Origin of the sequence: Paraburkholderia sp. CNPSo 3272, from assembly GCF_024206495.1 — a bacterium.
GTDB lineage: Bacteria > Pseudomonadota > Gammaproteobacteria > Burkholderiales > Burkholderiaceae > Paraburkholderia.
The window spans coordinates 63,288-80,979 of record NZ_JAMBPQ010000030.1; the positions used below are offsets into that span (position 1 = coordinate 63,288).

15 protein-coding genes are annotated in these 17,692 nt (G+C 66.1%); 9 read left to right on the plus strand and 6 right to left on the minus strand.

Translation table 11 applies throughout. The features are described 5' to 3' along the window. Positions 1-130 precede the first annotated feature (130 nt). The 9 genes from M3I53_RS27905 to M3I53_RS27945 all read left to right on the plus strand — a co-directional run bounded on the left by M3I53_RS27905 (position 131) and on the right by M3I53_RS27945 (position 12,596). Complete coding sequence (locus M3I53_RS27905; protein WP_254319092.1) at positions 131-3,076, plus strand: sensor histidine kinase KdpD; 2,946 nt, start codon at positions 131-133, stop codon at positions 3,074-3,076. Next, on the plus strand, positions 3,073-3,771 hold the full coding sequence (gene kdpE / locus M3I53_RS27910) for a two-component system response regulator KdpE (RefSeq protein ID WP_254319093.1): 699 nt from the start codon (positions 3,073-3,075) through the stop codon (positions 3,769-3,771). The genes M3I53_RS27905 and kdpE overlap by 4 nt, the downstream gene beginning before the upstream one ends. 114 nt (positions 3,772-3,885) lie before the next feature. Further along, positions 3,886-4,206 (plus strand): quaternary ammonium compound efflux SMR transporter SugE, encoded by a 321-nt coding sequence (gene sugE / locus M3I53_RS27915; RefSeq protein WP_254319094.1) that lies wholly within the window; start codon positions 3,886-3,888, stop codon positions 4,204-4,206. 1,149 nt (positions 4,207-5,355) lie between these two features. Next, a complete protein-coding gene (gene ltrA / locus M3I53_RS27920) occupies positions 5,356-7,056 on the plus strand; it encodes a group II intron reverse transcriptase/maturase (RefSeq protein ID WP_254319095.1) in 1,701 nt (566 codons plus the stop codon). Positions 7,057-7,267: 211 nt separating this feature from the next. After that, on the plus strand, positions 7,268-7,882 hold the full coding sequence (locus tag M3I53_RS27925; RefSeq protein ID WP_254319096.1) for a DUF4126 domain-containing protein: 615 nt from the start codon (positions 7,268-7,270) through the stop codon (positions 7,880-7,882). Positions 7,883-8,058: 176 nt separating this feature from the next. Further along, positions 8,059-10,608: an ABC transporter permease gene (locus tag M3I53_RS27930; protein ID WP_254319106.1), complete on the plus strand. Its 2,550-nt coding sequence runs from the start codon at positions 8,059-8,061 to the stop codon at positions 10,606-10,608. A 96-nt stretch (positions 10,609-10,704) separates the two neighbouring features. After that, positions 10,705-11,115, plus strand: coding sequence for a group II truncated hemoglobin (locus M3I53_RS27935; RefSeq protein ID WP_069265299.1), 411 nt, complete (start codon positions 10,705-10,707; stop codon positions 11,113-11,115). A gap of 159 nt (positions 11,116-11,274) precedes the next feature. Continuing rightward, positions 11,275-12,012, plus strand: a complete 738-nt coding sequence (locus M3I53_RS27940) for an alanyl-tRNA editing protein (protein WP_254319097.1) — start codon at positions 11,275-11,277, stop codon at positions 12,010-12,012. Then, on the plus strand, positions 12,009-12,596 hold the full coding sequence (locus tag M3I53_RS27945; RefSeq protein ID WP_254319098.1) for a DUF924 family protein: 588 nt from the start codon (positions 12,009-12,011) through the stop codon (positions 12,594-12,596). Before M3I53_RS27940 ends, M3I53_RS27945 begins: the two co-directional genes overlap by 4 nt. A gap of 19 nt (positions 12,597-12,615) precedes the next feature. Here M3I53_RS27945 and M3I53_RS27950 read toward each other — a convergent pair whose 3' ends face one another. The 6 genes from M3I53_RS27950 to M3I53_RS27975 form a co-directional block, all read right to left on the minus strand. Next, on the minus strand, positions 12,616-13,362 hold the full coding sequence (locus tag M3I53_RS27950) for an SDR family oxidoreductase (RefSeq protein WP_254319099.1): 747 nt from the start codon (positions 13,360-13,362) through the stop codon (positions 12,616-12,618). A gap of 75 nt (positions 13,363-13,437) precedes the next feature. Next, positions 13,438-14,022: a TIGR00730 family Rossman fold protein gene (locus M3I53_RS27955; protein ID WP_254319100.1), complete on the minus strand. Its 585-nt coding sequence runs from the start codon at positions 14,020-14,022 to the stop codon at positions 13,438-13,440. 13 nt (positions 14,023-14,035) lie between these two features. Further along, positions 14,036-14,758, minus strand: a complete 723-nt coding sequence (locus M3I53_RS27960; protein ID WP_069265294.1) for a TetR/AcrR family transcriptional regulator — start codon at positions 14,756-14,758, stop codon at positions 14,036-14,038. A 193-nt stretch (positions 14,759-14,951) separates the two neighbouring features. Further along, entirely contained in the window at positions 14,952-15,659 is a 708-nt protein-coding gene (locus M3I53_RS27965; RefSeq protein WP_254319101.1) for a diacylglycerol kinase, read from the minus strand. A gap of 116 nt (positions 15,660-15,775) precedes the next feature. Next, a complete protein-coding gene (locus M3I53_RS27970) occupies positions 15,776-16,807 on the minus strand; it encodes a glycosyltransferase family 1 protein (RefSeq protein ID WP_069265293.1) in 1,032 nt (343 codons plus the stop codon). A gap of 67 nt (positions 16,808-16,874) precedes the next feature. Next, the coding region (locus M3I53_RS27975) for a UDP-2,3-diacylglucosamine diphosphatase (RefSeq protein WP_254319102.1) at positions 16,875-17,692 on the minus strand (818 nt) is incomplete at its 5' end.

Genomic DNA, 17,692 nt, shown 5'->3' on the forward strand with positions numbered 1-17,692 from the left:
GAACGTTGAGCCGAGCACCGCACGCTCGACGCCTGGCGCGTCGAGCGTGCGGTTTGCCATTTCCGCGCCACGGTGAGACGATCATTCGTGCGCGAGGCGCACCCCACCTGATATTCATCCCGACTTCCGCATGAACCGCCCCGATCCAGACGAACTGCTCGACCGGCTGCAGCGCGACGAAGAAAAACGCCGCCGCGGCAAGCTGAAGATTTTCTTCGGCGCGTCAGCCGGCGTCGGCAAAACCTATGCAATGCTGCAGGCTGCGCGCCGCCGCGCCGAGGAAGGCGTGGACGTGGTGGTCGGCATCGTCGAGACGCATGGGCGCAACGAGACTGCCGCGCTCACCGCCGACCTTGAAGTGATGCCGCGCCAGCGCATCGCCTACCGCGGGCGGCTGCTCGAAGAGTTCGATCTCGACGCGGCACTCGAACGCAAGCCGCAACTCGTGCTCGTCGACGAGCTGGCGCATTCGAACGTGGCCGGCGCGCGTCACATGAAGCGCTGGCAGGACGTGTACGAACTGCTCGACGCGGGCATCGACGTCTACACGACCGTCAATGTCCAGCACCTGGAAAGTCTCAACGACGTGGTGGGGCAGATCACGGGCATTCGCGTGTGGGAGACCGTGCCCGACCGCGTGTTCGACCGCGCGGACGAAGTCACGCTCGTCGACCTGCCCGCCGAAGAGCTGCTCGACCGCATGCGCGACGGCAAGGTCTACATGCCGGCGCAGGCCGAGCGCGCGGTGCGCAACTTCTTTCGCAAGGGCAACCTGATCGCGCTGCGCGAGCTTGCGCTGCGCCGCACCGCCGACCGCGTGGACGCGCAGATGCGCGAATATCGTGCCGACCGCTCGATCCAGCATGTGTGGCAGGCGCGCGAGCGGCTCGTCGTCTGCGTGGGGCCGGGGCCCGAGGCGAACGCGCTGGTGCGCGCCGCCGCGCGGCTCGCCGCGAGCCTGAAGGCCGACTGGATCGCCGTGTATGTGGAGACACCGAAGCTCCAACGTCTGCCCGACGCCGTACGCGAGCGCACGCTCGGCGCGCTCAAGCTCGCCTCCGAACTAGGCGCCGAAACGGCGACGCTCGCGGGCGAGGACGCCGCGACCACGCTGGTCGGCTACGCGCGGCTGCGCAATGTATCGAAGCTCGTGGCGGGCGGGTCGCTGCGCACGGGCTTGTCACGCTGGGTGAAGCGCCCGTTCGGCGAGCGCCTTGCCGAAAAAGCCGGCGACGTCGATCTCACGCTCGTGCGCGCGAGTGCGGGCGAAGCCGTGCGTGGGGGCAGCGAGCCCGGGGGAGCGGCCAGTGCTGCCGCGCGCGCCGCCAACGCGTGGCGCGATGCGCTTGCGGCGGGCGGCGCCGAGCGCTCGCCGCCGCGCGCCTACGGGGCCGCGCTCGTGATCTGCGCGTGCGTGACGCTCATCGCGAGCGCGTTGATCGACCGCATCGATCTCGCGAATCTCGTGATGCTGTATCTGCTCGGCGTGATCTTCGCGGCGACGAAGCTCGGGCGCGGACCGGGCGTGATGCTCTCGTTTGCAAGCGTCGCGGCGTACGACTTTTTCTTCGTGCCGCCGCGCATGTCGTTCTCGGTCTCGGATACTCAATATCTGCTGACGTTCGTCGGCATGCTGCTTACTTCGCTCGTCATCAGCCATCTCACGTCGAGCCTGCGCCGCGAGGCGAGCGTCGCACAGCGGCGCGAACAGCGCACCGGCGCGATGTACGCGATGGCACGCGAGTTGGCCGCGGCGCTCACCACGGAGCAGATCGTGGCGATCGGCAGCCGCCACGTGAGCGAGGTGTTCGGCGCGCGGGTGGCGCTGCTGCTGCCCGATAGCGTCGACAAGGTGCAGCAGAAGATCGAGGAGCCCGATCCGAAGATCATGCTCGACGCCGAAAACCTCGATATCGACGTGGGCCAGTGGGTCTACGACCAGCAGAAGCCCGCGGGCAACGGCACCGACACGCTGCCGGCGGCTGTCGCGCGCTACTTGCCGCTCAAGGCGCCGATGCGCACGCGCGGCGTGCTGGCCGTCGTGACGCGCGACGCTCGCGAGCTGCAGGTGCCCGAGCAGCAGCGCATGCTCGACGCGTTCGCCGCGCAAATCGCGCTCGCGCTCGAGCGCGTGCACTACGTGGACATCGCGCGCGACGCGCTCGTCAACATGGAGTCGGAGCGGCTGCGCAACTCGCTGCTCTCGGCCATCTCGCACGACCTGCGCACGCCGCTCACGGCGATCGTCGGCTTCTCGTCGATGCTCGCGCAAACCCATGAGCCCGGGGATGCGCAGGACTCGCGCTCGGGCGAGCTGATCGAGGCGATTCACGACGAGGCGCTGCGCATGACGGGCATCGTCACGAACCTGCTCGACATGGCGCGGCTGCAGGCGGGCAGCCTCAATCTCAATCGTCAGTGGACGCTGCTCGAGGAAACCGTGGGCGCCGCGCTCGCGGCTTGCCGCCGCGTGCTCGCGCGGCACCCCGTGCAGGTGAAGCTGGAAGAAGGGTTGCCGCTGCTCCAGCTCGACGCCGTGCTGATGGAGCGGCTCTTCTCGAACTTGCTGGAGAACGCCGCCAAGTACACGCCCGCCGACACGCCGCTCACCATCGCGGCGCGCCGCGTGGTGGAGGGCGGTCAGCCGTTCGTGCGCGTCTCGGTCGAGGACAATGGGCCGGGTCTGCCGCCCGGCATGGGCGAGCGCGTGTTCGAGAAGTTCACGCGTGGCGAGAAGGAGTCGGCCAAGCCCGGCATCGGGCTCGGACTCGCCATCTGCCGGGCGATCGTCGAGGCGCACGGCGGTACAATCGGCGCAGCCAATCGCGTTGCCGCCGATGGCCATGTGCAAGGCGCGACGTTCTGGTTCGCGCTGCCCGTGGAGTCGCCGCCGCCGCTGCCCGCCGATGTGACCGATGCGCCGGAGGCACACGACGCGCTCGAGCCGCTCGAGCCGGTTGAGCCGGTTGAGCCCGCCGCAGATGAGCCCGTCCCGCGGATGCCCGCTGCACGGGAGGCCGCCCCGCGGATGCCCGCCGCCCCCCCCCAAAACCGTCGATCCCAAACCCGCAAATGAGTGACCCGAGCATCGCCGTCGTCCTTATCGAAGACGAAAAACAGATTCGCCGATTCGTGCGCGCAACGCTGGAGGGCGAGGGCATCGTCGTGCACGATGCCGAGACCGGCAAGCAGGGCCTCGTCGAGGCCGCCACGCGCAAGCCCGACCTCGTGATCGTCGACCTGGGCCTGCCCGACACCGACGGCCTCGACGTGATCCGCGAACTGCGCGGCTGGAGCGATCTGCCCGTGATCGTGCTGTCGGCGCGCACCCAGGAAAGCGAGAAAGTGGCCGCACTCGACGCTGGCGCCGACGACTACCTCACGAAGCCGTTCGGCGTGTCCGAGCTGCTCGCGCGCATTCGCGCGCAGCTGCGGCGGCGCAACCGCGGCGGGGCGAACGAGGCGCCGCAGGTGAGCTTCGGCGCCGTGAACGTCGATCTGGGCCTGCGCCAGGTCACGCGCGAAGGCACGCCCGTGCATCTCACGCCGATCGAGTACCGCCTGCTCGCCACGCTGGTGCGCGACGCGGGACGCGTGCTCACGCACCGGCAACTACTGCGCGAGGTCTGGGGGCCGTCGCACGTGGAGAGCAGCCATTACCTGCGCATCTATATGGCGCATCTGCGGCAGAAACTGGAGCGCGATCCCGCGCAGCCGGAGCACATCATTACGGAGACGGGCGTGGGGTATCGGCTGGTCGGCGTACAGTAGGGCTGCAATGCGAGCCTGCACCACGCCGGTGCTATAATTACAGATCTGTAAGGACGGCCTTACGGATTCTGACGTCACCGGGGACGGCCCCATTTTTTAAATGGAGCGTTCCCCATGTCCTGGTTTCTTCTTCTTATCGCAGGCCTGCTCGAAGTGGCGTGGGCCGCCGGTCTCAAATCCTCCGAAGGATTCACGCGGCTCTGGCCCTCGGTGTTCACCGTTGTCACGGCGCTGGGCAGCTTCGTCCTCTTGGCCATGGCCATGCGTCAATTGCCGCTCGGCACCGCCTATGCGGTGTGGACGGGCATCGGCGCGGTCGGTGCGTTCGTGTTCGGCATCGTGATGATGGGCGAGGCGGTGAGCGCCGCGCGTGTGGCCAGCGCCGCACTGATCGTGCTCGGTCTCATCGGACTCAAGCTTTCTTCGGCCGCCTGAGCAAATTCGCTGCGCATCTTTCGATGCGGACCCTGTGCCGCGGCCGCGCAACACCGCTGCGGCACCGCAGCGAGCGTGGCTATAATGGAACGGTCAGTGCGACACGCACGCTCGTGTCCGTCTGCTCCACGTTACGGAGCATCGACTGAAGTACCTTATTGAGGGTTATTGAGGAAACTCACCATGCCCTCCATCGGCGGTCTCTTATGTGGACCGCCACTTTGAGAAGTAGATGTGCCCTCACCGGGGTACACCGTTGCAGTGAAATTGGAAGCCGGCGCAGCCAGCCGGTGACCTTGTTACATTGACCTGATTACCATCAGGTCCCGCCCAGTCAGCGGCTTCACCTCCGCCGACAGGGCGGGGTGTCGTTTGTAATGCCCCGACCTTGGAGTCTGGGCTTCGCTGGAAGACACGAGCGAAAGCTCGGTGTGTCATTGTTCGGCCCCGTCAGCAATTTCGTCGGGTGTAGTGAACCTGCTGTGCGACCAGCAGTAGCCTAGGAAGACATGCGTCACTGGCAACGGTGGGGTGTGAAGCTCTTCTGACAATGTAGCCCCCGGAAGTTCGGGCGGGTAGCTGTCGCGAGACAGTCATTCGGAGACTCCAAGCAGCGCTGGGGTCGAGGAGCTAGGCTGGCTGATACGGTTAACGTATGTGAACTGCTGATAAACCTCGTAACCATTGAGAAGCCAAAGCTGCTGTTAGGCTTCAACCAAAAGGTACATGGTCGGTTGATTCGCTTGACTATCGGATCACGTCGTCAAGGGACCATCGGGGGAAAGGCGGAACCTAAATCAGTCGTGTGACATGCCGGGAACGTGGTAAGCCCGTATGGTTGCCTGCGCAACATTGCAGGCAGGCGGACCGCAAGGAACGCTGTTGATCGTGCGGGTATGGGAGGACGGAGAAAGCGAATGGCGTCCTGTAATGGGATGCATAGGGGTTGAAACATCACCCCACGCGAAAGCGGGCAGACTTCCGTCTGGTCTACCGTCGCAAGACGGCTGACTACCCTCTAGCGCAATAGTGATTGCTGGCGGCTTCTCAGTCGTCAGTGTTGTTCTTACCCCGTTGCGGGAGCAAAACGCTCCCGCAAGGGACGTGTTGCTCCCGCATGGGATTCACTTCTTCAAGCGGGAGAGCAGCATGAGAGTATCTGTCCGAAAGGATGGGTCTGCGCTCTCACACGCGCCGGACAACTGGCACGCTGTAGATTGGCGTCGCGTTGAACGGAACGTGAGAGGGATGCAGATTCGAATTGCGAAGGCGACGCGGGAAAGCGACTGGCGCAAGGTGAAAACCTTGCAACGGATGCTGACCCGCACGTTGTCCGCAAAGCTGTATGCGGTACGACGTGTTACGCAGAACCAGGGTGCGCGAACGGCTGGAGTCGATCGCGAGCTATGGGATTCGCCTGAAAGCCGATGGGCAGCTGTCGGCAGGTTGAAGCGGCGCGGGTATAAGCCTCTGCCACTACGGAGAGTCTTCATCCCCAAGGCCAATGGGAAGGAGCGCCCGCTGGGCATTCCGACCATGCGGGATAGGGCGATGCAAGCCTTGTATCTGCTGGCCTTGGAGCCGGTGTCGGAATCGACGAGCGACCCGAACTCGTATGGGTTCAGGTTAAACCGCTCGACGGCTGACGCCATGTCGCAGATTTTCGTCGCCATGTCTCAGAAGGGCTCTGCCCGATGGGTACTGGAGGCGGACATCAAGGGATGCTTTGACTGGATCAACCATGACTGGCTGGAAACCCATGTCCCGATGGACAGGAGAATCCTCCGGAAATGGTTGAAGGCTGGGCTGATTTACAAGGGTCAGCTACAGGCGACTGAGGCCGGTACGCCGCAGGGAGGGATCATCTCCCCGACACTGGCTAATGTGACGCTGAACGGGCTGGAACGGAAACTGATCTCGCACCTCGGGGCGAAGTTCGGGACCAAGATGGCCAAGAAGCTGAAAGTGAATGTGGTGCGGTACGCGGACGACTTTGTGATTACCGGGGACTCGAAAGAGGTACTGGAGAGCGAAGTCAGACCTTGGGTGGAAGCATTCCTTGCTCGACGGGGATTGCAACTGTCGGAGGAGAAGACGCGGATTGCCCACGTTGACGAAGGCTTTGATTTCCTCGGGTGGAATTTCCGGAAGTACTCGGGAACGCTACTCATCAAGCCGAGCAACAAGAACACGAAGGTGTTCTATCGCAAGGTGGCGGAAACGATCAGCGGCAACAAGACGGCGAGACAGGAGGACTTGATCCGACTGTTGAACCCGATGTTGCGGGGTTGGGCACAGTATCACAGCCCCGTCGTAGCTAAGCAGACGTACAGCCGCTTGGATTCTCTGATTTTCCGGAGACTTTGGGCGTGGTCGAAACGGCGGCATCCACGTAAGAACATCGAATGGGTGAGGGCGAAATACTTTCATTCCATTGAAGATCGGAACTGGGTGTTTGCCGCACCGGTAGCTTGGAAAGACGGCAGCAAGGGACTGTTTGAGTTGTATCAGGTCAGTAGCACGACCATCAAACGGCACAAGAAGGTCAAAGGGGACTACAACCCCTTCGATCCGAATTGGGAGCAATACGGCGAGGAACTGCGGCAGGGACGCATGTGGGAATCAATGCGCTACCGTAAGCAATGGGCAACGCTGTATATGTCGCAGGGCGGGAATTGCGCGCACTGTGGCAGCGCCTTAACGGATGAGACGGGCTGGCACGACCACCATCTAGAGTATCGGATGCATGGCGGGTCAGACGCTTTGTCCAATCGGGTACTGCTCCACCCACACTGCCACCAGCAGGTGCACGATGGAAATCTTGCAGTAACTAAGCCGGTCCTGTCGTAGACTGGACTTTGTATGTAGGCTCGAGCTGTATGCGGGGAAACTCGCACGTACAGTTCCAAGGGGGCCCTTCTTCCGGAAGGAAGGAGGGCTACCCTCCTAACCCGATAACCCTCCGCGCCGCATGAGCGGCGAGCGTGTGCGCCCAGCGCCTGCTCTCCCGCTTTGCGCGTGGAGCGCCGGCGCCCCGGCCGCCCGCGCGAGGAGGCAAGCCATGCTGGAACCACTTTCGCTAGCAGCGGGCCTGTCCTGGGGCAGCGGCCTGCGCCTCTATCTCACGGTGCTGATGGCCGGCGTCTTGCAACGTCTTGGCCTGATCCATCTGCCCGACACGCTTGCCGCGCTCGCTTCGCCGTGGGTGATCGGCATCGCCGCCGCGCTTACGGTGCTCGAATTCCTCGCCGACAAGATTCCCGCGTTCGACTCGCTCTGGGACGCGGTGCACACCTTCATCCGTATTCCGGCCGGGGCCGTGCTCGCAGCCGGCGCGCTCGGCCATGCCGATCCGGCGCTGTTGACCGTTGCCGCACTGGCGGGCGGCACGCTCGCGGGCACGGCGCATCTCGCCAAGGCGGGCACGCGCGCGCTCATCAATCTGTCGCCTGAGCCGGTATCGAACGTCGTCACATCGAGCGCCGAGGACGGCATGACCTTCGTCGGCGTTTTGCTCGCGTTTTTCGTGCCTTTGCTCTTCCTCGTCATGCTCGTGGTGTTCCTCGTGCTCGCGGGCTGGGCGCTTCCGCGCTTGTGGCGCGGCGTGCAGGGTGGTTTTCGCGGCATGGCGACACATATGGTTTCGCGGCTTTCGCTGCGGGGTCGTCACGATTGAGCGGCGGCGCGCCTTCTTCCTCCAACGCCAGGCCTGCGCGCAGCGAAGGCGGCCCGGGGCTGGCTGAGCCGCCGGGTGCCGCTGGTGGTCCTGGCGGCCCCCCGGGTGGCTCGAGCGGGCCAGTGGCCGTGCGCACCACACCGGGCTGGTCCGATCTCGTGCATCTTGCCGCGCGCATGACCGCGCGCGACTGGCGCGCGGGCGAACTCACCATGCTGCTGTTCGCGCTCGTGCTGGCCGTGGCGGCGCTCGCCAGCGTCGGTTTTCTCGCCGATCGACTGCAGCGCGGCCTCGAGCGCGATGCCCGGCGCATGATCGCCGCCGATTTCATCGTGCGCGCCGATCACCCCGTCGATCCCATGTTCGCGCGCGAGGCGCAGTCGCTCTCGCTGCGCACGGCGACGACGGCGATCTTCCCGAGCATGGTGAGTTCGGGGACGCCGCAAGCTGCGGCCGCGGAGGGCGCATCCGCCGCCCCGGGCGCGACGGCCACTCGTCTTGCTGCCGTCAAGGCCGTCTCGGCGGACTATCCGTTGCGCGGCGCGCTGCGCATCGCCGCAGCGCCGGGCGCGCCCGATCACGCGGCGCAAGGCATTCCGCCGCCCGGCACCGTCTGGGTGGACGACGAACTGCTCGACGCGCTCAAGCTCCATGTCGGCGACACGGTGAAGGTCGGCACGCGCACCTTCACCGTCAACGCGCTCATCACGAAAGAACTCGACCGCGGCTTTTCGTTCGTGAACTTCTCGCCGCGCCTCATGATGCGCGCCGACGAAGTCGCGTCGACCGGTCTGCTCGGCTATGGCAGCCGCGTGACTTACCGCCTGCTCGTGGCGGGCGCCGATCCGGGCGTCGCGCAGTTCGCGTCGTGGGCGCGTGCGCGCGTGGATGGCGGCAAGATGCGCGGCGTCGCGCTCGAATCGCTCCAGGACGGCCAGCCTCAGGTGCGCCAGACGCTCGACCGCGCGCGCCACTTCCTCACGCTCGTGTCGCTTCTGACGGCGCTGCTCGCGGCGGTGGCGATCGCCATGGCCGCGCATCGCTATACGCGCCGCCATCTCGACGCCTGCGCCGCGATGCGCTGCCTCGGCGCGAGCCAGCGCACGTTGCGCACGCTGTTCGTGCTTGAGTTCGCGGGGCTCGGGCTCGTGGGTGGCGCGGCGGGCGTGGCGCTCGGCTATGCAGGGCATCTCGCGCTGCTGGCGTGGCTCGGTAATCTCATCGACGTCGTGCTGCCGCAGCCCGGGCCGTTGCCCGTGCTCGAAGGCATCGCCGCGGGCCTCGTGCTGCTGCTCGGTTTCGCGCTGCCGCCGCTCCTGCCGCTCACGCGCGTGCCGCCGGTGCGCGTGCTGCGCCGCGAATGGGGCGACGAAGGGCGTGCCGCGTGGGCGGCCTATGGCGTCGGCATTGCGCTGTTCGCGGGGCTGCTGGTCATCGCGGCGGGGGAGTTGAAGCTGGGCGGCATTGTCGCGGGCGGTTTCGCGATCGGGCTGCTTGTGTTCGCCGGCGTGGCGCGCGCGGCGCTCTGGTGCGCGGCGCGCGTGGCGCGCAGCGGACGACTCTCCGGGCAGGCGCGCGCGGGCGTGGGTTGGCGCTATGCCCTGGCGTCGCTCGAACGGCGGCCGGGCGCAAGCGCGCTGCAGATCACGGCGCTCGCCATCGGCCTCATGTGTCTGTTGCTGATCGCGATGACGCGCAACGACCTCGTCGAAGGCTGGCGCAAGTCCACGCCGCCCGACGCGCCCAACGAATTCCTCATCGACATCCAGCCCGATCAGCGCGACACCGTGGCCGCGTGGCTGCGCTCGCATGGCATTGCCGGGGCTGCCGACAGCGATCTCCAGCCGATGGTGCGCGGGCGCCTCATCTCGATCAACGGCAAGCCCGTCAATCCCGACTCGTACAAGAGCGAGGACGCGCGCCGGCTCGTGGATCGCGAGTTCAATCTCTCGTACACGACGAAGCTGCCCGACGACAATCGCATCGAGGCGGGCACCTGGTATGGCGATTCCGCCACGCCGCAGCTGTCGATCGAGCAGGGACTCGCGAAGCTCATCAACGTGAAGCCCGGCGACGTGCTCAAGTTCGACGTGACGGGTCTCGAAGTCACGGCGCCCGTGACGAGCGTGCGCAAGCTCGACTGGGGCTCCTTCAAGGTCAACTTCTTCGTGCTGATGCCGCCCGGACTGCTGCGCGATTTTCCGGCGACGTACATCACGAGCTTTCATCTGGCGCCCGGGCAGCGCCAGGTCGTGGACGGTCTCGTGGCCCGCTATCCCAACGTCACCGCGATCGACATCGCGCCGATTCTCGCGCAGATCGAGCGTGTGCTGGAGCAGGTGATCGGCGCGGTGCAGTTCCTCTTTCTCTTCACGCTCGCCGCCGGCGTGCTGGTGCTCTACGCGGCGCTCGCGGGCACGCGCGACGAGCGCATGCGCGAGTCGGCGCTGCTGCGCGCGCTGGGGGCATCGCACCGGCAGGTGCGCGCCGTGCAGGTGGCCGAATTCATTTCCGTGGGTGCGCTCGCGGGGCTCATGGCGGCGCTCGGCGCGCAAGCGGTGGGCTCGGTGCTCGCCACGCACGTGTTTCTCTTCTATCTGCCGTTCGATCCGTGGCTTTTGCCGGCCGGCATTGCCGCGGGCGTCGTGTGCGCGGGCGTGGGCGGCTGGATCAGCTTGCGGCACGTGCTCGCGCGGCCGGCGCTGCAGTCGCTGCGCGACGCGTAGTGCGGCAACCCGCGGCCACCCGCCACGCGCCGCTGTGCGAAAATCAGCGGTTAGCGGCAGTGCGCTGCCGTCCCTCTTTTTTCCTGATTCAACCGTATGACCGATCCAGCCGACGAAGCGCCGCAGAAACCCACGGCCTTCGAACTCGTCGGCGGCGAGGCGCGCGTGCGCGAACTCGTCGACCGCTTCTATGACCTGATGGACCTCGAGGCCGATTTCGCGGGCATCCGCGCGATGCATCCGCAAACGCTCGACGGTTCGCGCGACAAGCTGTTCTGGTTTCTCTGCGGCTGGCTTGGCGGCCCGGACCACTACATCGAACGCTTCGGCCATCCGCGCCTGCGCGCGCGCCATTTGCCGTTCGCGATCGCCTCGTCCGAGCGCGACCAGTGGCTGCGCTGCATGGCTTGGGCGATGGAAGACGTGGGCCTCGCGGAGCCGCTGCGCGAGCGCCTGCTGCACTCGTTCTTCGATACCGCCGACTGGATGCGCAATCATCCGGGCTGATTCACTGGGCACGATTGTTCCGGTCGGTGGGCCGGTACAGTCAGGCGCTCATGCATCGCGGCCGTCCAGCGGGGTGGTTTGCCTCGCGGCCATAATGGCCTTTTGGCGGGCGAGCGGCTGCGCACGGCCCGCCGTACGCAAAACAAGGAGACACCCACGATGACGACCACCCGCGCGCTCTTTCGCGAAGACGCCTATCTCACGCAGTGCGAAGCGACCGTGCTTGCTGTTGGCGAGGATGGCGTGCGGCTCGACCAGACCGTGTTCTATCCGCTCGGCGGCGGCCAGGCCGGCGACGCCGGCGCGCTGGTGCTCGCCGACGGCACGCACATCGAGATCGCCGACACGCGCAAGGCGAAGTTCGAAGGCGCGACGCCCGACGACGCGCTCCACGTTCCCGCGCCCGGTCAGGAGGCGCTGCTCGCGCGTCTCGCCGCAGGCGAGCGCGTACGCGCCGAGATCGACTGGGCGCGTCGTCACCGGCACATGCGTTTGCATACGGCGAGCCATCTGATGTGCGCGGTGCTGCCCTATCCCGTGGACGGCTGCAGCATCACGACCGACTATGCGCGCCTCGATTTCGCGACCGTCGAGCCGATCGAGCGCGAGATGGTGGAGGCGCGGCTCGCCGAACTCGTGTCGGGCGCGCACGCGGTGGCGACCGAATGGATCACCGACGAGGAAATGGCACAACGCCCCGAACTCGTGCGCACGATGAGCGTGAAGCCGCCGATGGGCCTGGGCCGTGTGCGGCTGTTGCGTATCGATAACGTCGATTTGCAGCCCTGCGGCGGCACGCATGTGCGCAATACGCAGGAAATTGGCGCGCTGCGGGTGGCGAAGCTCGAGAAGAAGAGCGCGCGCACCCGGCGTCTCGTGCTGGAACTGGCGTCATGAGTCTCGACCCGCGTGCGCGCGAGGTGCTCGACTTCTGGTTCGGCGCGCCGGGTTCGGAGGAATTTGGCCGCGAGCGCAAGATGTGGTTTCGCAAGAATGCCGCGTTCGACGCCAAACTGCGCGAACGCTTTGGCGCGCTGCTCGACGCCGCGTGTGCGGGCGAACTCGACGCATGGTGCGAGACGCCCGAAGGCGCGCTCGCGCTTCTGATCGTGCTCGATCAGTTCTCGCGCAACTGCCACCGCGGCACGCCGCGCGCATTCTCCGCGGACGACAAGGCGCTCGGCATCGCACGCATGATGGTGGCGAGCGGCGCGGATCAGCGCTTGCCCACGCTGCAGCACCGCTCCTTCGCGTATCTGCCGTTCGAACACGCCGAAAGCGCCGAAGCGCAGCGCGAATCGCTGCGTCTGTTCGGCGAGCTGGCGAAGGATCCCGAGGGGAAGGGCTACTACGATTACGCGGTGCGCCACGCGAAGATCATCGAGCGCTTTGGGCGCTACCCGCATCGCAACGTGCAACTGGGCCGCGATTCCACCGACGAAGAAGCCGCTTTTTTGCGCGAGCGGGGTTCGTCGTTCTAGCAAAAGCCAGCGCGCGAGTTCAGCGTCCGCCGCTCACGTCGAGCAGGGCGCCGGTGACATACGAGGCCGCGTCGCTGAGAAGCCACACGATCGTTTGCGCGACTTCGTCGGCGCTGCCGGGCCGGCCGAGCGGCGTTTGCGCGCCGAGCACGGCAGCGCGGTCGGGGCGGCCGCCGCTTGCGTGGATTTCGGTGTCGATGAGGCCTGGGCGCACCGCGTTCACGCGCACGCCCTGCGGGCCGAGTTCTTTGGCGAGCCCGATCGTCATCGTGTCGACCGCGCCTTTGGACGACGCATAGTCCACATATTCGTTGGGCGAGCCGAGCCGCGCGGCAGCCGAAGAAACATTGACGATCGAGCCGCCGTCGCCGCCGCGATCCTTCGACATGCGCCGCGCCGCTTCGCGTGCGCACAGAAACGCGCCGTACACGTTCACGTCGAACATGCGCTTCAGACGCTCGGCGCTCATATCGGCGACCTGGCTGCCGGGCGCCACGATGCCCGCGTTGTTCACGAGCGCGTCGATGCGGCCATAGGCCGATTCGAGCGTGTCGAACATCGCGACGACGTCTGTCTCGCTCGCGACGTCGCCGCGCAGCACGCGCGCGTGGCCGCCTGCGCGGCCCACTTCGGCGGCGGTTTCGTCGGCGGCCGGTTCGTTGTGCAGATAGTTGACGCCCACGGTCCAGCCGTGTGCGCCAAGCAGACGCGCCGTCGCGCGGCCTATGCCTCGGCTCGCGCCGGTGATCAGGACAACCTTGCTCATCGCGATGTACTCGTCAAGGAGGTAACTGAGCGTGGTGACTGCGGATTGTCGGGCGAACGGCGCGATGCGGCTGGATCAAACGTTCTCGCGCAGGTCCGCCCACTTGTCCTTCGCGGGCGCGTGGTAACGCTTGAGCCTGGCGATCAGCGCCACGGGATCGCCGTCGGTTTGCAGCATGTCGCGGTAGGTCTGGCGCATGAAGCCTTCGCGCACCGTGTGATCGAGCAGCGCCATGAGCGGATCGTAAAAGCCGCCGATGTTCAGCACGCCCACCGGCTTGCGGTGATAGCCGAGCTGCGCCCACGTATAGACCTCGAACAGCTCTTCGAGCGTGCCCGCGCCGCCCGGAAGCGCGACGAAGGCGTCGGAGAGGTCGGCCATCATCTTCTTGCGGTGGTGCATGTCGGGCACGACGTGCAGCTCGGTAAGGCCCACGTGACCCACTTCCTTGTCCACCAGCAGCTCGGGGATCACGCCGATGGCGCGGCCGCCGCCCGCCATCACGGTGTCGGCGATCACGCCCATCAGGCCGACCTTGCCGCCGCCATAGACGAGTGCGAGGTTCGAGGCGACGAGCGCGCGGCCGAATGCCTGTGCGGCTTCGGTATAAATCGGGTTGGCTCCAGGCGAGGAGCCGCAATATACGCAGACTGCTTTCATTCGGCTTCGGCCTTTATTCCCGGTTGTCCTTGGCGGCGCCCGCGCCTTCGCGCGGCGGCAGGTAGTCGTAGAACTCGCGCTTGGCGAGCTTGCCCGAGACGAGATCGTCGAACAGCTCGCGCGCGCGGCCGCGCAGATACGGCGCCATCAGCGAGACGATCTGCACGCTCACCTGGTGCAACTCGTCGCGAATCGCTTCCTGGTCGTTGTACTTGCGCGGATTCATCACGAACTGGTAGGAGAGCCAGTAGGTGGCGATCACGCCGATGTTGGTCGAGATCACGTCGATCTCAGCCGGCGTGGCGACCATGTCGCCGTCTTCCACGAGCTGCTCGCAGAACTGCTTCGCGAAGTGCACCTTGTGGCTGATGATCTGCTTGAAGTGCATCTCCAGCGTGCGGTTGCGCGCGAGCAGGTCGTTCAGGTCGCGATAGAGAAAGCGGTAGCGCCACGTGAAGTCGACCATGTACTGCAAGTACGCCCACATCTCGTCGATGGTGGCGCGATGGTCTTCGGGAAAGCGCAGACGCTTTTCGATCTCCTGCTCGAACTGGCTGAAGATGCTGTTGATGATGTCGTCTTTGTTGCGGAAGTGGTAGTACAGGTTGCCTGGACTGATCTCCATTTCCTCGGCGATGGTCGTCGTAGTGACGTTCGGCTCGCCGATCTCGTTGAACAGCTTCAGCGACAACTCGAGAATCCGTTCGCGTGTGCGGCGGGGAGGTTTGGCATCCATGTCGTCCGGCCCTGAAAATGCAGTGCCGGGCTCAGGCGCCCGCTTGTATGTTGCGGTGCGCGCGGCCCGGCCGCGGTTGGTCGTTATAAGACTGTCGTTCGATTATAAACCGACGGCCCGCGCGCACCGACAGCTTGCGTCTGACAGGACTGGGGAGGAGAGGCGGGGCCCCCGCGGTAGGGGGCGTGTGGCGCTAGAGTACGCCGATTCCGTGCAGCAGCAGCGGGCCGAAACGGGGTACGAGAATCAGTCCCCAGGTCAGGACGCAAAGCAGCAAGGCGAGCGTCACCGCCGCGCTGCCCAGGTCCTTGGCGCGGCCCGAGAGCTCGTTGCGCTCGAGGCCGATGCGGTCAACCGCGTTCTCGATGCTCGAATTGAGCAGCTCGACGATCAGTACGAGGATGACCGAGCCGAGCAGCAGCACGCGCTCGACGGGCTCGACCGGAATGAACACGCCGATCGGCACGAGGATGGCCGAGAGCGTGAGCTCCTGGCGAAACGCGCTTTCCTCGCGGATGGCGGCGCGAAAGCCCTTGATGGAGTACTTGAGCGCCTTCCATGCGCGGGTGATGCCGCGGTTGCCCTTGTAGGGGTTAAAGGGCAGCGGGGCGAGCGGATCGTCGGGACCGAGCGGTTCGTGCAGATGCGGCGGCTCGGGCGGCTCCTGGGCGGCAACGCGCGACGCAGCGGGTGCAGTGGGATTGGCGGGTTCGCTCGCAGCAGCGGGTGCGGCTGGCGGCGCAACGCCAGGTGCGGCAGCGGCGGACGCGCTCGTGCGCGGATCGAGCGCTTCGGCGGCGCGTGCGGCGCGCGTCGAGCCGCCGGCACGCTGGCTGGCTGGCGCATTGGGACTGCGTGCGCCCTGGGCGCTATGCGGCGGTAACGGAGGACGTGGCGTCATGGTGGTGCCAGGTAGTACCCCAGTATCGCACGCGTGGGAGGCGGTTGCGCCGGGGCCGTCCGTGACCCCGGCGCGCTCGCGGACAATCGAAGCGCGCACCATAGCCGGCCTCGCGCTCAGGCAGCGGCGCTGGAAGGCTCCATCGTCGCGCGCGAGCGCGGCTTCAGATGCGCCGCGAATTGCTCGGAGGCCGCGCGCCACGAGAAGCGCTCGGCCCAGGCGCGCGCCTCGGCGCGGTCGATCTTCAACGCTTCGAGGCACGCTTCGCGCAGGTCTTCGTTCATCGAGCCCGCGCCGCCCGTGCCCAGCACGTCGATCGGGCCTGTCACCGGGTAGGCCGCCACCGGCGTGCCGCATGCGAGCGCTTCGAGCAGCACGAGACCGAAGGTGTCGGTGCGGCTCGGGAACACGAATACGTCGGCGGCAGCGTAGACCTTCGCGAGCTCGGGCTGGCTCAGGACACCCAGGTAATTCGCCTGGGGATAGCGCGACTTCAGCTCGGCGAGCGCCGGGCCTTCGCCGCACACCCACTTCGAGCCGGGCAGATCGAGCTTGAGAAACGCCTCGACGTTCTTCTCCACGGCCACGCGGCCCACATACAGGAAGATGGGGCGCGCCGTGTTGAGCACCTTCGATTCCATCGGCCGGAAGATGTCGAGGTCCACGCCGCGCGTCCACAGCACGACGTTCGTGAAGCCGAACTTCTCGAGGTCGGTCTTCACGACGGGCGTGGGCGCCATCACCGCGAGCGAAGGCTTGTGGAACCAGCGCAGGAAGCGGTACGTCGCCGAGAGCGGAATGCCGAAGCGCGCCTGCACGTACTCGGGAAAGCGCGTGTGATAAGCGGTCGTGAACGGCAGGTCGTGGTCGATCGCGTAGCGGCGCGCGGCGAGTCCGAGCGGACCTTCGGTCGCGATGTGGATCGCATCGGGCCCGAATGCGCTGATGCGTTCGTGCAGATGCCGCTTCGGAAACAGCGAGAGCTTGATTTCCGGGTAGGTGGGGCACGGTATCGTGCGGAACTCCAGCGGCGTAAGCAGTTCGACCTGGTGCCCGAGCGCGATGAGTTCGCGGGTCGTGTTCTTCAGGGTTCGAACTACGCCGTTGACCTGCGGCTCCCATGCATCGGTCACGATCATTACTTTCATCGGTCGTCGGCCCTCTCGTCGTTCGGTGGTGCGGTTATGGCTGCTGCGTAACGGTATCAGTCGACACTCAGGCGGCGCTCACACGCGCCTTGCGCGTGGAGACCTGCGCTTGCGGCGCGCGTTTCACGGTCCAGTAGACGATGCGCAACTCGCCCTCGAACGTCTCGACGAGCGCGGAAAGGCTCTCCACCCAGTCGCCGTCGTTGCAGTACAGGATGCCGTCGATATCGCGGATCTCGGCCTTGTGGATGTGGCCGCAGACCACGCCGTCGCAGCCGCGGCGGCGCGCTTCGTCGGTCATCACGCGCTCGAACGAGGAGATGAAGTTCACCGCGTTCTTCACCTGATGCTTGAGGTACTGCGAGAGCGACCAGTACTGGAAGCCGAGCTTCGCGCGCACGCGGTTGAACCAGCGGTTGAGCAGGAGGATCAGCGTGTAGGCCGAGTCGCCGAGATAGGCGAGCCACTTGGCGTGCTGGATCACGCCGTCGAAGAGATCGCCGTGCACGACCCACAGGCGCTTGCCGGTGAGCGTCGTGTGAAAGGCTTCCTCGCGCACGTGGATGTCGCCGAACGCGAGATTGCAGAACTGGCGCGCGCTCTCGTCGTGATTGCCCGGGATGTAGACGACCTGGGTGCCCTTGCGCGCCTTGCGCAGCACCTTTTGCACGACGTCGTTGTGCGCCTGCGGCCAGTACCAGCCCTTCTTCAACTGCCACCCGTCGATGATGTCGCCCACGAGGTACAGATACTCCGACTCGTTGTGGCGCAGAAAATCGAGCAGATACGACGCCTGACAGCCTCCCGTGCCGAGATGGATATCGGAGAGCCAGATGGTGCGGTAGCGGGTGGGATCGGGATGGTCGTCGTCGTGGGAGCCGGTGG

Bases quoted from the DNA above. Each gene is read 5' to 3' on its own strand.
- M3I53_RS27970 (WP_069265293.1), bottom strand. From the start codon at position 16,807: ATGAAAGTAATGATCGTGACCGATGCATGGGAGCCGCAGGTCAACGGC.
- M3I53_RS27950 (WP_254319099.1), bottom strand. From the start codon at position 13,362: ATGAGCAAGGTTGTCCTGATCACCGGCGCGAGCCGAGGCATAGGCCGC.
- M3I53_RS27905 (WP_254319092.1), top strand. From the start codon at position 131: ATGAACCGCCCCGATCCAGACGAACTGCTCGACCGGCTGCAGCGCGAC.
- M3I53_RS27955 (WP_254319100.1), bottom strand. From the start codon at position 14,022: ATGAAAGCAGTCTGCGTATATTGCGGCTCCTCGCCTGGAGCCAACCCG.
- M3I53_RS27960 (WP_069265294.1), bottom strand. From the start codon at position 14,758: ATGGATGCCAAACCTCCCCGCCGCACACGCGAACGGATTCTCGAGTTG.
- kdpE (WP_254319093.1), top strand. From the start codon at position 3,073: ATGAGTGACCCGAGCATCGCCGTCGTCCTTATCGAAGACGAAAAACAG.
- M3I53_RS27930 (WP_254319106.1), top strand. From the start codon at position 8,059: ATGACCGCGCGCGACTGGCGCGCGGGCGAACTCACCATGCTGCTGTTC.
- ltrA (WP_254319095.1), top strand. From the start codon at position 5,356: ATGAGAGTATCTGTCCGAAAGGATGGGTCTGCGCTCTCACACGCGCCG.
- M3I53_RS27940 (WP_254319097.1), top strand. From the start codon at position 11,275: ATGACGACCACCCGCGCGCTCTTTCGCGAAGACGCCTATCTCACGCAG.
- M3I53_RS27945 (WP_254319098.1), top strand. From the start codon at position 12,009: ATGAGTCTCGACCCGCGTGCGCGCGAGGTGCTCGACTTCTGGTTCGGC.
- sugE (WP_254319094.1), top strand. From the start codon at position 3,886: ATGTCCTGGTTTCTTCTTCTTATCGCAGGCCTGCTCGAAGTGGCGTGG.
- M3I53_RS27935 (WP_069265299.1), top strand. From the start codon at position 10,705: ATGACCGATCCAGCCGACGAAGCGCCGCAGAAACCCACGGCCTTCGAA.
- M3I53_RS27925 (WP_254319096.1), top strand. From the start codon at position 7,268: ATGCTGGAACCACTTTCGCTAGCAGCGGGCCTGTCCTGGGGCAGCGGC.
- M3I53_RS27965 (WP_254319101.1), bottom strand. From the start codon at position 15,659: ATGACGCCACGTCCTCCGTTACCGCCGCATAGCGCCCAGGGCGCACGC.